Here is a 13,929-nt window from a genome sequence, read left to right on the forward strand (position 1 = left end):
ATATTCCAAAGCTCAATTCAAACAAGAAAACACCATTGGGAATTCCGGAACATGAAGATAAGATTGTTCAAAGAGGCATTACGAAAATACTAAATACCATCTATGAAAATGATTTTCTAGACTGTTCATTTGGATTCCGTCCAAATCGTAACTGCCACGATGCTTTGAAAATACTGAACCATTATATTGAAAAGAGATCAGTAAATTATGTAGTAGATGTAGATATCAAAGGATTATTTGACAACGTTGACCACACATGGATGATGGAGTTCTTAAAACTGCGAATCGCTGACCCTAACCTATTAAGAAGAATAATTGGTAGGTTTCTTAAAGGTGGATATATGGAGGAACGCAAGAAATACAAGACAGACAAAGGCACACCGCAAGGTGGAGTAATATCTCCGATATTAGCCAATGTATACCTCCATTATGTCCTCGACCTATGGTTTGAGAAAAGGATTAGAAAACAGTGCAAGGGACAAGGGTACATAGTGAGATACGCAGATGATTTTGTTTGCTGTTTTCAATATAAAAGTGAAGCCGAGCAATTTTTCCATTCATTAAATTTGAGATTAAAGAAATTTAATCTAGAAATAGCTGAGGATAAAACCAAAATCATACCCTTCGGGCGGTTTGCGGAGCAAAATGCAAATCAACAGGGAAGAAGTAAACCAGCAACTTTTGATTTCCTTGGATTTACACACTATTGCGGTAAAAGTAAACAAGGGAAATTTCGAGTAAAACGGAAAACAAACAGGAAGAAAGTCCAAGCTAAACTAAAAGAAACTAAAGAATGGTTGAAAATTAACAGAAATAAAGACATTCATATGATTATGGATAGATTCAAACGCTCACTAGTAGGTTATTACAACTATTATTGCATCACAGATAATACTCAAAGTGTAAACAAATTCAGAGACAAAATCGGGTACTTATTGTTTAAATGGCTCAATAGAAGAAGTCAAAGGAAATCATTTACTTGGGATAAATTCAGACTCTTTCTTAATAAATATCCATTACCTTACGCAAGAGTTAAGGTTAATATATACGACTTAAGAAAAGAGATAAGCTATATTATGTGAACGGTAACTAGGAGGAGCCGTGTGCATTAATAGTGCAAGCACGGTTCTGTGAGGGGGGAGGAGTACAATTTACCGCAAGGTAGAAAGGCTCCCTTCTACTCGACTAGTTAAAAAAAGATAATAGACAACAAGGTAAAGTTTTGTCACAAATGTTTTGTCACAAATTGTTGTCAATACTTAACGAAATTTGTTTTACCAGCGTGCTGGGTGGGTATATGGAGAGTAACATAATTTATTTCATTGTGAGGCGATTTTTAATTGCAAACAAGAACGAGGTATCATGTAACAATCACGGGTAATGGTCAGGAAGAACAGGCTGTCGTAATAGCTTATTCTCCTGAAGAAATGAAAAGTTTAGTTCGAAAACTGTATAACCATTTAATTATTGATGATAAGGGATTACCTTCAGGAGAAATTTCATATGAGGCAAAAGGACTATTATAAATAAGGCTACTTGCTTTTTTTTGCCTTTTTTCCAATCAAATCGTCTTAATCTTCTTTCACTATCGGGTGCAAGAGTTTAACAAGGGGCTGCGGCGGCGGCTCTTTTTCTTGGTCCGCTAACTGCTGGCAGTTTAGTTCAAGAAGGATTTTAAATACCCTTGGAGAATTTTTAGTTTATTCTATTAAAAGGGAAGAGATTTGAAGATGAAATATCAACAAAAGGATTTCACTGAAGAACTAAAGATAAAGATAAAAAATACTGAATCGGCATTAAAAGAACATATTGAGAAATTGTTAAATAAGAATAAACCTGTTTTTACTAAGAAGAACTTACAATTTGATGCTGATTACAATAAAGAGGGCGATGACCACTTTAAGCCTGGGTATAGTTCCTCAGTTGCAATAGGCATTTCTGATAATACTGACAAAAATAGCTTATTGACTTACATATAATTAAAATATGGGAATGTGAACGCATTCTCTTAGGTATGCCGATTTCAAAACAAATACCAGGAAGCAAGATTATCGGAGAACTACTTGATGAATCATTAGAAGAAATTAAAGAGGAATTAAAGGAATATATCGAGGAACTATTAGTTGATACAAATTAGAGGTCTTCTTCAACAAACGTAGAAGTTTAGTAAAAGAAGGAATACTTTATTCGATGTTGAATTTGTTCTATTACAGAAAAAATTAGTCACTTATGGTGGTGTTTATTTGATTAAGCTAATTAAGCAAGAAGAAGAAACTATCTACTGGGAAATTTGGCAAAACGGTAGAACCTTAATCATCCATTACGGTACCGTCGGGGAAACAGGAGAAACAGAAGAAGTAAAATTGCCGATGTTTAAAAGGGCAGAAAAAGTAATGGATGAACTAGCTGAAGAAAAAGTTAACGAAGGTTTTGAGTATCTAGAAGAGGACGAATTAATTGAGCTAGTGGTTCGATACAGCTACAAAGAAGATGAAATGCAAACAGCACTGAAACTTAGGCACTCTGTTGAAGACCTAATGAATGAATGTTTAGGTTGGACAGGTAATGGTTCGTGTGATGGTGGCGATATTGGGAGTGGAACAGCTAATATTTTCAACTATGTCGTAGATGTTGAAAAGGCTGCCCGAACAATTTTAGAGGAGCTTAAAAATAACAATTTACTACAGGGTGCAAAAATTGCTTATTTAAATCCTGATGATGAAGAATATATCGTTTTATATCCTGTTGGAGCAGAGTTTGACCTTATTTAATAGGCGTTGAGAAATCACAACGTTCTTTTTTGGTGCTAATTATAGTGTATTAATAAAGCCTGTGGCAGAATGGAGTGTATGGGCTATTGCAGCTCCCTTCCCCCATCAAAACATAATTGGATATTGTTAAGGATTGTACTTACACTAACTGGGGCGATTCTTCAATAATGAAGGGTCGCTTTTCTTTATTCAAGTAACGGAGTTTAGAAGGTGTTTTTATCAGTATTGCAGAATTTGTTAAATTCCTTTTAAAATGCAGTAGCTGGAGGATATTAATATGAACCAAAAAGAATTTGAATCGGTCATTAAAAAGCCACCAAATATAAGATATGAGTATTTTATTAAAAAGGTCGTTGATTATGAGGAAGTCTGGGGGTTATATGATGATGGTTGGGCAACAGCACAGGATGATGATGGAAATATGTTAATTCCCTTCTTTCCTAAAAAGGAATTTGCAGAATACTGTGCCATTAATGAGTGGAATAAATTCAAAGCTGAGCCGATTGACTTATATGAATTTATTGACGAATGGCTTGCTGGGATGAAGGAAGATAGAGTTAAACCATCCATTTTCCCAATAAATGAAGATTCAGTAATGGTGGAGATAGATGTGTTATTAAGGGATTTAAATAATGAGTTAGAGAATTATTAAGGCGGGTTTGCGTTTCCACATCAAAAGAAATGGGCAAGATTGTGAAAAAGTGTACTTAAAGTAAACGGGTGCAAGAGTTAAATGTCCAGCTGCCATCTTGGCGGCTTTTATTATTGGACTTAAGGGCAATTTAGTGCAATAGCATAATACTATGTGTATCAGGAGGTCGATAATAATGCCTGTTCATGAATTTGGAATAATTGATAATATTGAAAATGTGAAAAGAAATATTGGTTATGAACCACAAAAATATAATTGTATTTCTGTTGATGATGAAATTATTATTCACTTAAATGAGCATTTATCTATTATGAGAACCTACTTTCATTCGCTTGAACGTCCAGAGTTTGGGTTAGCTTACTGGGGAATTACAATTATTCCACATGAATCTTTATCGATGTTTTATGATGTGATTACATCTTCAACGATATATAAAATTTCTGCTGAACTTAATCAGTTAGCTTCTAAAATAATAAAGGCTAAAGAGGAAAATAAATACATGATACACTTTGGAATATAAACCTTTTGTGAAGGAATGTACTTAAGCTCCCTCAGTTAGATACGATTATCTCTCAAATACTCACTTATTCGCAGGATTTCAAATCACTTGTAATAACTTTAGGGGACTGATGAAAGGCGTTGTTAGAATTTTGGCTACATGAAGGCGTACTTAAATAAAGGAGGTAGTGATATCTCCATCATTTTCCATATAATGTACGTTTTCTCCACGCCACCCCTGGAGGTTTTCGCTCCCATGTCTCAACGGGTCAAATGCCCTTTCATTCCTTCGTCATACCTATCCAAGTGGTAGATTGCCGGTCTTTCTAACGGAGCGGGTCAGAGCCCTTATGCTTAAGTAATCCGGTCCTTCGTACTTTCTTTGAAATCCTCCGAATAAGCCAATATTCGAAATGTATTTATCTATTAGTTTATAAATTTACCTGTAATTGAAGATATGTTGAAATTTTATTAAGCAGCTATTTTGAAATTAAAGGCTGTACTTTGTCGGAACGATAAGATTCATTTTTTCTTGCCATTCCTACTAGAATTCTTGCGAATTTATTTATTAGTTTCATGATGGACTTCATTTTCTTCATCTTTTTTACATTAACATTATTAGAATGTAATTCTTTAAAATCGGGGTTGTTCATGACAAGGCTCATTGTGGCTAGATACAAAAAGCGTCGTAAACGGGACCTTCCTCGTTTTGAGAGGACAATTTGTCCTTTCCATTTACCTGAACTAGCCTCTGCTAAATGTAACCCCGCATGTCGTAATAAAGAATTACCATGAGTGAAACCACTGAGATCTCCAGCTTCTCCTAAAATACCTGCAAGTGCAATTTCGCTTATGCCTTTAATGGAAAGCAATTTTTTAGCGAAAGGTATTTTTTTAAGAACTTCAGTGACTTCCTTTTCAACTTTTTCCAGTTGGGCTGTAGCTAGATCAAATTCTTCAAGTAATTGTTCCAAGTGTAATTTATAAGCATCAAGTGCTTGTGGTGTACCAACCGAATGGGTAGCTAATTCAATAAGTAGTTGTGCTTTTCTTAAACCAGCTTGTCGTTTCATTAAGGTTTTCCAGCCGTTCACGATATCCTTTGGTTTCATTGAACTAATTTCAAGTGGGGTAGGGAATAAGCGAAGTGTTGCGATTGTCCCTTTTCCATTAACATCTTTGAAAACTTGCCGAAGTTCTGGGAAAACAATATCTACCCAACGGTTAATCTGATTTACAGCACTAACAAGTCTTTTTACGGTCATGTCACGATTAGACATTAAGACTCGTAGTTTTTCAAAGATTTCTGAAGAAGGGCGAATAAATGAATAATAGCCATTCTTCACCATATCAGCGATAACTAAGGCATCTTTTTTATCACTTTTAGATTGGGTATTATCTCGATTTTCTTTATTTCTTTTTACAAGTGTGGGGGTTTACTGTCACTACTTCAATATTTCTTTCATAAAGCCATTTTGATAAGTTGACCCAGTAGTGTCCGGATGGCTCCATACCAACGATCGTTGTATCTAAGCCCTTTAAAGCTTTCAACCGATTAATCCATTGTATTAATCTAGCAAAGCCATCTTCATTATTTTCGAACGTTAGAGGATCACCAATAACAATGCCACGGAAGTTAACGGCACGAGCAACGTGAAACTGTTGGGCTATATCTATTCCGACAATAAGATGTTTGATCGAAATTCTTTCAATTAGTTGATTTTGTTTGTCTTGCATTTTAAACTTCATATTAGAGCTTCCTCCTAAGAATGATTTTGTGTTGTGTGTGTATAATCATCTTACTGAGGGGCTCTATTTTTTTCAAACGCGAAAAATAGTTATCTACAGGAATTCTAACGGGTGCGATACTTCAAGAAGAAAGTCGCTTTTTTTCTTTTTGCAAAAGAAATATTGTGAAATGTTGTACTTAACTATCGGGGCAGTATAGTTTAACAGGGTTTTAGGCTTAAAAACTTCGCATTTGACACATATTGCGAATTTTAGCATTACAGAGAGGGTACTAATTAAATTCTTAGATACCCTCTTAATGACATTATTTTACATAGAGAATCATTAGTATCCTCCACGCATGAAGGATGCTCCAACAATGATTAATAGGATGAATAAAACAACAATCAAAGCAAAACTTATACCCATTCCTCCGCCGTCGTAGCTCATTGATACTCACCTCCTTTTCTAAGAGGCAAGTATGGAATTATCTTAAAAGGTTGTTAATGGCACTTTAAAGAAAGATATTAATTTTTGTTATCTATTGCGAACCTGTTACCACTTAATAGATAAAAAAGGTACCCTATGGGTACCAAGGAGATATTGTATCTAGGAACGATTTTAGTTTATGCAAATGTCCAGTAAATGATAAAAAAACCCCAAAAAATGGGGTTTTAATAAGCTAATATCCAAATGGTCCCATCGGACAACAAGGGTTGACTGGAACACCGCACATAGTATGTGTTTCACAGCATTCATTTACACAGGATTCTGTGTGAGGAAAATAGTGTTGATGATTAACATGCAGTTTGTTAACCGTTGTTGTATGAGAAGGGTGTAAATGTGTAACTACTTTATTAAATAAATTTGTTTTTACATATTGTTGCCCCGGTGAAACTAGCGGTGGATCATACTGAGCCGGAAATACTTGAGGCGGGCAGTATTGTGGTGGACATGGTGGTGGTGGGCAGAATGGCGCTGGCATTTGTTGTATCGGAGCAATCTGATTAGGCAGTGCATTTGGCATCGCATTCGGAAACGCATTTGGCGGGAAATTTCTATTTCTGTTCATGGTTAATCATCCTCCATATGAATTTATCTAGTTACATCATTAGACTATGTGAACTTTGGTTTCTGCGGACTAGTTGTATACCTATTTTTGTAATATTTAACAATCTATAAATTCTGACAACATTAAAAATTGCCGAGAAAAATACCTTTCTCGACAACTGTGGCTCAGCTCAACTGAGCCTATTCTTATATCCATTTCCGATAGGTTCATTAATTAACTACACAATAAGTTGAAGTATTATATACTGTCCTCAGCCTTCATTGTATTCTCTTCAACTCTGAATTTCACTATTTTACTAATCAATTCATTAGGCAGGGGGGCTTTTATAGGAAAATGTATTGAACTTTTTGTTCCTTTAAACTCTGACAGCTCTTCTTTAAAAGCATTCATTCCACTGGAAGTTGGATAGAATCCTATGTGATTTTTCCAGGCCGCAAAATATACTAAAGCTCCATTTAATGAAAAAGCTGGCATTTGATAGCTTATTGTTTCTACTGCTTCTGGTGCTGCATTTTTTATAACTACTCTTAATTTTTGAAGTGTATCCTGAACTTCTGCAGGAAACTGCTTAATGTACTCGTCAACTGTTTGAAATTTTACTTTGTTTTTTTCCATAAATTTTAACCTTCCAAATTTGAAATGCTATTTAGATTATAACATTTCTTCTTCAACAATCGTGCCACCTTAGCTAATGGGCAATTAAAATGGATAGTCATAAAACCATCCATTTATTCCTTAATCTTTACCCTTGATTGACTTTAGCTACTCCAAAGGCAAAGTATTCATATAATACTTCTGCAACCATTTCTGATTGGTTTTCATAACACTTTACCATTACAACTACTTCTGTCGGAGATTCTATTCTTCTTTTTCTATTAAGTTTTTTTCTGTTTATTAGTTCAAAAATAAATCCTAATACAAATCCCATTCCTAACCCTATAAGTCCCCATATAATTGGACCCCAATTTAATATGTATCCGTATATTGCTCCTAAAACTGCTAAGAATGTCCCTAAAATGGCGGGAGCATCAAAAAGGCTGATCCCATCTGAGCGATGAATAGTGTCAAAAATCTTTGACTGACCCATTTTAGGGACTAAGGGTACAATAAATATATTCTCTTTTTTTAACCCTTTGCTTTCCAGTTCGTTTATTGATAATTCTAAATGGAAAGAGTGCTCGAAGGATGCAATGACATACATTTTCATATCACCTTAATATATTTTTGAATGATTACTGGGTAATTTAAACTGTTTGCTTTGATACTGCTCTTTAAAAAAAGAAGGCTTGCTCTAACTTGAATACTTTATTTAACTCAACTGAAGCACAATATGCATCATAAATAGCGAAAATGTATAAAGATGGTATGAATAGGAACCATTCAGGTTTTAAAATGGAAATGGTCTTATCAAATGATCCAAAAAACGTGTAATAAATAGCTGACCAAAGGTTCGAACGGTAACAAAGAAACATCCACCATCCTAAAATAAAAAAACCTGTTGGTATCTTATGAACTAAAATTTGCCCTAATCCAGGCATTAAAGCGGTCCAAATGGCAACCGTTTTTGGCTTGTATTTTTCTAAATAAACAATAGAAAATCCTGATAAATCCATAGGTTTGATTGTAGCTTTATCCTTCTCAGCAAGGACATACAAATTATTTGTATCAACGTTTGACCTGTAGCTGTCCCAAGCTGCAAAGACATATACTGCAATGTACATTAAAGCCCAATTTAAATTTAAAACTTGTTTCGCCAAATTCGTATTCCCTGTAAATGAATACAATATCGCTTGATTCAAATGGGATTGTGTATTAACGATAATTTCCCATATCATTAGCAAATAGGCTTCGATGTACATTCCCGTTAACAAGTGTCCAAACCCTGGGAAAATAAAGGACCATAGCGTTGGAATCCAAGGATTCACTAAAAAGTTATAATGGTTACTCAATGAATTCATATGAAAGTTTTTACGTCGAACATTTTTATTGACAAGTTTTTCGTTCATATTTTTCACCTATTAAATAAAGTTCAAAGTAATATACAAACATAGTTAACCTATTTAGGTTCATTCATACCCATAACCGTTTGTTCTTGTGGAGAATTGCACTTGAAGTAAAGGGGCGATGCTTAAAGAAGCACCGCCTTTTCATAGTTTAAAAATATTTCCTGTTTAGGTCCTGTTTAATATTCCCGCAAAGTTGGAGTAAATAAGAGTGGTTTCACTATTCTCGTGACCAAGTAAACTCTGAATAACATCCAGTGGCGCTCCATTATTTAATAAGTGGTAGGCGTGCTATGCATTCGTTGATGCCTGCCCGATTAGAAATCAGCTTGATACGACACCAAATGGTGTCCTATAATTAAGATAACATTAGGTGTCCAATGTAAGGGAGGATTGTGAACGAGAAAAATCATAAGCGTGATGTTTATGTAGCCATTGCTGACCCAATAAGCTGTAAATTGCTAGGTTTGTTGGCAAATTAAAGATTGGGTATCCATTTACGAGAAATTTTGGAAGGAAAAAGTGACACTATTTAATTATTTTATAGAGGAGGAATAAATGCACTTAAGAACGGAGAATCCGTTTTGTTTAAATCGCCATCGATAAGGATCTTAATACGAGTAAAGGAAGTTAACTTATGACCCAAGAATATATAGAAATCCGCGGTGCACGGGAAAATAACCTTAAAGATGTTTCTTTGCGCATTCCCAAACGGAAAATCACCATTTTTACCGGTGTATCAGGTTCCGGCAAATCCTCAATCGTTTTCGATACGATTGCCGCCGAATCCCAGCGTCTGCTGAACGAAAACTTCAGTACGTTTGTCCGCACCTTTCTGCCGCGTGTTCCACAACCTGATGCAGACGCGATTGAAAATCTTAGCATGGCAGTTATTGTCGACCAGAAACGCTTGGGCGGTGGTTCCCATTCCACGATGGGTACGGTTACCGATATCTCACCTCTTCTCCGTCTTCTCTTCTCGCGAGTGGGTCAGCCCTATGTCGAATCTGCGTCTATGTTTTCTTTTAATGATCCGCAATGCATGTGTCCGGAGTGCCACGGAACCGGTCGCAAGATGCGCGTCGACATGAGTAAGGCACTGGACATGTCAAAGTCGTTGAATGAAGGGGCAATCAGGCTGCCGGGCTATGGAGTGAACAGCATGGAATTGAACATGCTCGTGAACTTGGGCTTTGATCTCGATAAGAAGTTGAGTGATTACTCGGAGGAGGAACTGGAACAACAGCTGTATAGCAAGGCGAGGAAAGTGCCGACGAATTTCGGCGGGAAGACCGTGAATATTACCGTGGAAGGAGTCATCGAGAAGTTCACCAACAAGTATATTAAAAAGGACCTTAAGGCGTATTCCGAGCGTACACAACAAACTGTTGCACCCTACATCTCCGAGGGTTCCTGCCCAAGCTGCCACGGAGCAAGACTCAGTCAGGCTGCGCTTAATTGCAGAATCCATGGGCTCAACATTGCGGAGATGTCCTCCATGGAGGTTGGTAGTCTCATTCGTGTTATTCGGGAGATTGAAGACGTGGGAGCCGCACCGATCTTCAAGTCGCTGACGGAGCGGCTGCAGCATCTGGTGGATATAGGACTTGACTATTTGACGCTTGACCGTGAGACGGATACATTATCTGGCGGTGAGTCGCAGCGTGTCAAGATGGTGAAACATCTTAGCGGCAGCCTGGTGGATGTCACTTACATCTTTGATGAGCCTAGCGTAGGTTTACATCCCCGTGATGTACACCGGTTAAATGGGTTGCTTCAGAAGCTGCGTAACAAGGGCAATACCGTGATTGTCGTCGAGCGTGATCCCGATGTGATCAAGGTGGCGGATCATATCGTCGACGTCGGACCCCACGCCGGCAGGGACGGCGGGACCATTATGTATGAAGGAAGCTTCCAAGGACTGTTGGAGGCAGATACTCTGACAGGCAGCTATATGAAGCGTCCGCTCCAGCTGAAGTACGACTCTCGGCAGCCATCCGGCAAGTTTTCCATCAAGGATGCCTCGTTGCACAACCTGCAAAACGTGAGTGTCGATATTCCAACCCGAGTGTTGACAGTAGTTACCGGTGTCGCCGGCTCGGGCAAAAGTACGCTAATTAACGAAGTGTTCCTTCGTCAGCATCCGGAGGCGATCGTCATCGACCAATCGGCGGTAGGTGTTTCAACACGCTCGAACCCCGCGACCTATACGGGTATTATGGATGATGTGCGCAAGGCGTTTGCTTCTGCGAACAAGGTCAACCCAGGGTTGTTCAGCTTCAACTCGAAAGGAGCTTGCGAGAACTGCCAAGGACTGGGGGTTGTGTATATAGACCTTGCCTACCTCGACAGGGTGGAGGTGCCATGTGAAGTTTGCGGAGGCAGGCGGTTCAAGGAGGAGGTACTCGCATACAAGCTGAACAGCAAGTCAATTGCAGATGTGCTGGAGATGACTGTGGAGCAGGCATTGGATTTTTTTCAGCAAAAAGAGGTTGTGAAGAAGCTGAAGGCGATGAGTGATGTAGGGTTGAACTATCTTACACTCGGCCAGCCGCTTAGCACACTCTCGGGCGGGGAATGCCAGCGTATCAAACTGGCAAGCGAACTGCATAAGAAGGGCAGCATCTACGTGATGGACGAGCCGACGACCGGTCTACATATGTCAGATATCGGTCACCTTCTGGAAATCATGAACCGCCTTGTGGATGCCGGTAATTCGGTGATTGTCATCGAGCACAACCTCGATGTGATCAGCCAGGCAGATTGGATCATTGATATGGGACCGGAAGGCGGCAGCAGGGGAGGCCAGGTGGTGTTCGAGGGTACACCTTTACAGATCATCAATGTGGAACAGTCGATAACGAGAAGATTCTTGATGGAACATATTAAAAGTTAAATAATAAGTAACCTCAACCAGGGCTGCCAGTAATATCGGCAGCCTTTCGTTTAATGGTATTTTCCTGACTTACTATCATTAATGAGCCATAAAGAGATTCTAATTTAGCTTCTGGTAGCGATTCTCCAATAGCGAAGAATCGCTTTTTCCTTCTTTAAATAGCTGGAAGTTTAGTAGAAGAGAAAATAGTTGAAATTATTCTAGAAAAATTGGTTAAATGCAATAACTAGGAGTGGATTTGCAATGCTTAATATTTTATTTGGATTAATAGAGGTATTGTTTGGTGGAAGCAGCACGGGGTTAGATACCAAAAAAATCGACAACAATATTGAATTACTAAAAAAACAAGGTTGGTTTAAACAAATATATGAAGATGAGAAGTATCATAAATTATTCTTTACAAATAAACATGTTAGAGGTTATTTACAAAGCACTTTACGTGTAAAAAAAATGATTCAAAATAATAAATCACAAAAAAAGTTATTGTCATTGCTAGAAAGTCAATTAAAACGGTAATACCTCTTTCCTTTATTATGCTAACGGGTCAGGATAGTTGAAAGAAGTAAGTAACATTGAAATAGGTTTCTTTCGTACTATAAGGTTTAAAACATAATAATTCGTAAATCGTAGGAAAGCAGATAATGATTAAAAGTATTGTATTTGATTTAGGATATGTATTGTTGAACTGGAACCCAGAAGTGTATTTAAAACAAAGGAATATTGTTGCTGATAAAATTCCTGAAGTATATAAAGAAATATTTCGAAGTAAGGAATGGGATTTGTTAGACAGAGGGCTTATTACAGAAGATGAAGCTAAAGATATTATTATTAACAGTAGCAATAACAATGGGCAACTGATAAGGCTTGCATTTGAAAATTGGTATGAGTTGTTTACACCAATTGAAGATACAGTGGATATTCTGAAAAGTGTAAAAAACTCAGGTTATAAAGCTTATTTTTTGTCTGTCTTTCATTTGTTAGCATTTGAAAATGTAACTAAGAGATATGCCTTTTTTAAACACTTCGATGGCGGTGTTGCCTCATATGAAGCAAAAATGGTAAAACCTGAAGAAGGTATATATAAACGATTAATAGAGAAATATTCAATAATACCTGAAGAGTCCATATTCATAGATGACTCAAAGGCTAATATCGAAGCTGCAAAAAAACTTAATTTTAATGCAATTTTTTTCGATAGTTCAACTCCCTCCAAATTTCTAATCTGTTATCCTAGCAAAGCTTCCGCATCGGCTTTATTTTGGTATTTTTTTTCATGGTGATAGTTTATATCTCATCGACAATTTTTGAATTATTTCTACCGATTCGAAAAAGGTATTCTTAGATTCACCAAATTATTTTTATTTTTGAACTTTTTATAGTATTCATTTGACAACCCTCTCACATAGGTGTAATTTACATATATGGTTATATAATAATTAGGAGGTTTTATTAATGGAATTAAACAATGAGTTCGTTACTAATTTTGGTGAATCCCTATTAAACATTTGGACCAACAGTTTGGACAAGGTGACCGCATCTCAAGAAGAAATAGAAAATCTTTTGCTTCAAGCATTTACAACACAAAAAGAATCATTGGAGAAAATTGCTGGCGGTATGGACTTTATCCAGGAACAACAGAAAAAATTAATTGAAGAAGTTCGCGATTATGTACAGAACAATGTTGAAAAAGTTTTCGGTGAGCAAGCAAGCCAAACTTTCGAAAAGTGGAATGCACAACTAGATGAAATATATAACCGTGTTCAACAGTTAACCTCTACTCCATACAAAGAAAGTTTAAATTTATTAATTCAGTCACAAGAACAGTCCCAACAATCATATAAAAATTATATCGAACAGCAAAAAAAGTTTCGTGTTGAGGTTTTAAATCTATTTAAAACTACACAAAAAGGATTTACGGATTTATTTGAATCCAACACAAAAATGGCATTTAATTTATTTAAGTAGAACAGCGGATTTTCGCTGTTCTTTTTTACAATGTATAAATAATATTTATATCCTACTGAAATTTGCAGTTAAACCAAAATTGGCTGGGTTAAGAAGTAGTTTAAGAAGTGGGTTCCTGCGAGATGGAGCCTCATGAATGCTGCGGTAATCCCTTTTTCTTGTTCACCTAACTGGGCAGCATTCCTGTAATGAATGAAAATGGAGTTTGAACAAAAAAATAACCTCTTGGTAGAATGAGAGAGTCCTGACGCTGGCCAGCAAAAAGGACAAATCTCTCTAATACCAGGAGGCTTTAAAATGAATTATAACCAAAATAAGAAGATTGCTCAAATTACTTCTCAAAC

The 13,929-nt window shown here is 36.9% G+C and carries 17 protein-coding genes and 1 pseudogene; 11 read left to right on the forward strand and 7 right to left on the reverse strand.

The window, feature by feature from the left end; all coding sequences use genetic code 11:
- The first annotated feature begins 2 nt into the window (after positions 1-2).
- The 7 genes from ltrA (at position 3) to V7266_RS18320 (ending at position 3,943) form a co-directional block, all read left to right on the forward strand.
- A complete protein-coding gene (gene ltrA, locus V7266_RS18290; protein ID WP_335469715.1) occupies positions 3-1,082 on the forward strand; it encodes a group II intron reverse transcriptase/maturase in 1,080 nt (359 codons plus the stop codon).
- A 258-nt stretch (positions 1,083-1,340) separates the two neighbouring features.
- On the forward strand, positions 1,341-1,526 hold the full coding sequence (locus V7266_RS18295; protein ID WP_335469717.1) for a hypothetical protein: 186 nt from the start codon (positions 1,341-1,343) through the stop codon (positions 1,524-1,526).
- Positions 1,527-1,730: 204 nt separating this feature from the next.
- A complete protein-coding gene (locus V7266_RS18300) occupies positions 1,731-1,979 on the forward strand; it encodes a hypothetical protein (RefSeq protein ID WP_335469719.1) in 249 nt (82 codons plus the stop codon).
- A 35-nt stretch (positions 1,980-2,014) separates the two neighbouring features.
- The gene (locus tag V7266_RS18305; RefSeq protein WP_335469721.1) at positions 2,015-2,137 is read left to right on the forward strand and encodes a hypothetical protein; all 123 of its coding nucleotides are present in this window, start codon (positions 2,015-2,017) and stop codon (positions 2,135-2,137) included.
- Between the two features lie 106 nt (positions 2,138-2,243).
- Entirely contained in the window at positions 2,244-2,771 is a 528-nt protein-coding gene (locus tag V7266_RS18310; RefSeq protein ID WP_335469723.1) for a hypothetical protein, read from the forward strand.
- A gap of 277 nt (positions 2,772-3,048) precedes the next feature.
- The gene (locus V7266_RS18315) at positions 3,049-3,423 is read left to right on the forward strand and encodes a DUF2750 domain-containing protein (RefSeq protein WP_335469725.1); all 375 of its coding nucleotides are present in this window, start codon (positions 3,049-3,051) and stop codon (positions 3,421-3,423) included.
- 169 nt (positions 3,424-3,592) lie between these two features.
- Positions 3,593-3,943: a short-chain dehydrogenase gene (locus V7266_RS18320; protein ID WP_335469740.1), complete on the forward strand. Its 351-nt coding sequence runs from the start codon at positions 3,593-3,595 to the stop codon at positions 3,941-3,943.
- Positions 3,944-4,400: 457 nt separating this feature from the next.
- Here V7266_RS18320 and V7266_RS18325 read toward each other — a convergent pair.
- The 7 genes and pseudogenes from V7266_RS18325 to V7266_RS18355 form a co-directional block, all read right to left on the reverse strand.
- Positions 4,401-5,670 (reverse strand): annotated as a pseudogene (locus V7266_RS18325) (IS110 family transposase).
- A 324-nt stretch (positions 5,671-5,994) separates the two neighbouring features.
- Positions 5,995-6,078 (reverse strand): YjcZ family sporulation protein, encoded by an 84-nt coding sequence (locus V7266_RS18330; protein WP_335469742.1) that lies wholly within the window; start codon positions 6,076-6,078, stop codon positions 5,995-5,997.
- A gap of 253 nt (positions 6,079-6,331) precedes the next feature.
- Positions 6,332-6,721, reverse strand: coding sequence for a CotD family spore coat protein (locus tag V7266_RS18335; RefSeq protein WP_420491446.1), 390 nt, complete (start codon positions 6,719-6,721; stop codon positions 6,332-6,334).
- 237 nt (positions 6,722-6,958) lie between these two features.
- Positions 6,959-7,336 (reverse strand): iron chaperone, encoded by a 378-nt coding sequence (locus tag V7266_RS18340; protein WP_335469727.1) that lies wholly within the window; start codon positions 7,334-7,336, stop codon positions 6,959-6,961.
- Between the two features lie 127 nt (positions 7,337-7,463).
- A complete protein-coding gene (locus V7266_RS18345; RefSeq protein ID WP_335469729.1) occupies positions 7,464-7,922 on the reverse strand; it encodes a hypothetical protein in 459 nt (152 codons plus the stop codon).
- Positions 7,923-7,992: 70 nt separating this feature from the next.
- Positions 7,993-8,727, reverse strand: a complete 735-nt coding sequence (locus tag V7266_RS18350) for a hypothetical protein (RefSeq protein ID WP_335469731.1) — start codon at positions 8,725-8,727, stop codon at positions 7,993-7,995.
- A 165-nt stretch (positions 8,728-8,892) separates the two neighbouring features.
- Positions 8,893-8,982, reverse strand: a complete 90-nt coding sequence (locus V7266_RS18355; protein WP_335469745.1) for a hypothetical protein — start codon at positions 8,980-8,982, stop codon at positions 8,893-8,895.
- A gap of 379 nt (positions 8,983-9,361) precedes the next feature.
- Here V7266_RS18355 and V7266_RS18360 point away from each other — a divergent pair, with 379 nt between their 5' ends.
- From V7266_RS18360 to V7266_RS18375, 4 genes are all read left to right on the forward strand, one after another.
- Positions 9,362-11,620 carry an excinuclease ABC subunit UvrA gene (locus V7266_RS18360; protein ID WP_335469732.1) on the forward strand — a complete coding sequence of 753 codons (2,259 nt, stop codon included), beginning with the start codon at positions 9,362-9,364 and terminating at the stop codon, positions 11,618-11,620.
- Between the two features lie 243 nt (positions 11,621-11,863).
- The gene (locus V7266_RS18365; RefSeq protein WP_335469734.1) at positions 11,864-12,136 is read left to right on the forward strand and encodes a hypothetical protein; all 273 of its coding nucleotides are present in this window, start codon (positions 11,864-11,866) and stop codon (positions 12,134-12,136) included.
- Between the two features lie 125 nt (positions 12,137-12,261).
- Positions 12,262-12,900, forward strand: a complete 639-nt coding sequence (locus V7266_RS18370; RefSeq protein WP_335469736.1) for an HAD family hydrolase — start codon at positions 12,262-12,264, stop codon at positions 12,898-12,900.
- 172 nt (positions 12,901-13,072) lie between these two features.
- Positions 13,073-13,585 (forward strand): hypothetical protein, encoded by a 513-nt coding sequence (locus V7266_RS18375; protein WP_335469738.1) that lies wholly within the window; start codon positions 13,073-13,075, stop codon positions 13,583-13,585.
- The last annotated feature ends 344 nt before the right edge of the window (positions 13,586-13,929 follow it).

This window comes from Neobacillus drentensis (assembly GCF_036965645.1).
Lineage (GTDB): Bacteria > Bacillota > Bacilli > Bacillales > Cytobacillaceae > Neobacillus > Neobacillus drentensis_D.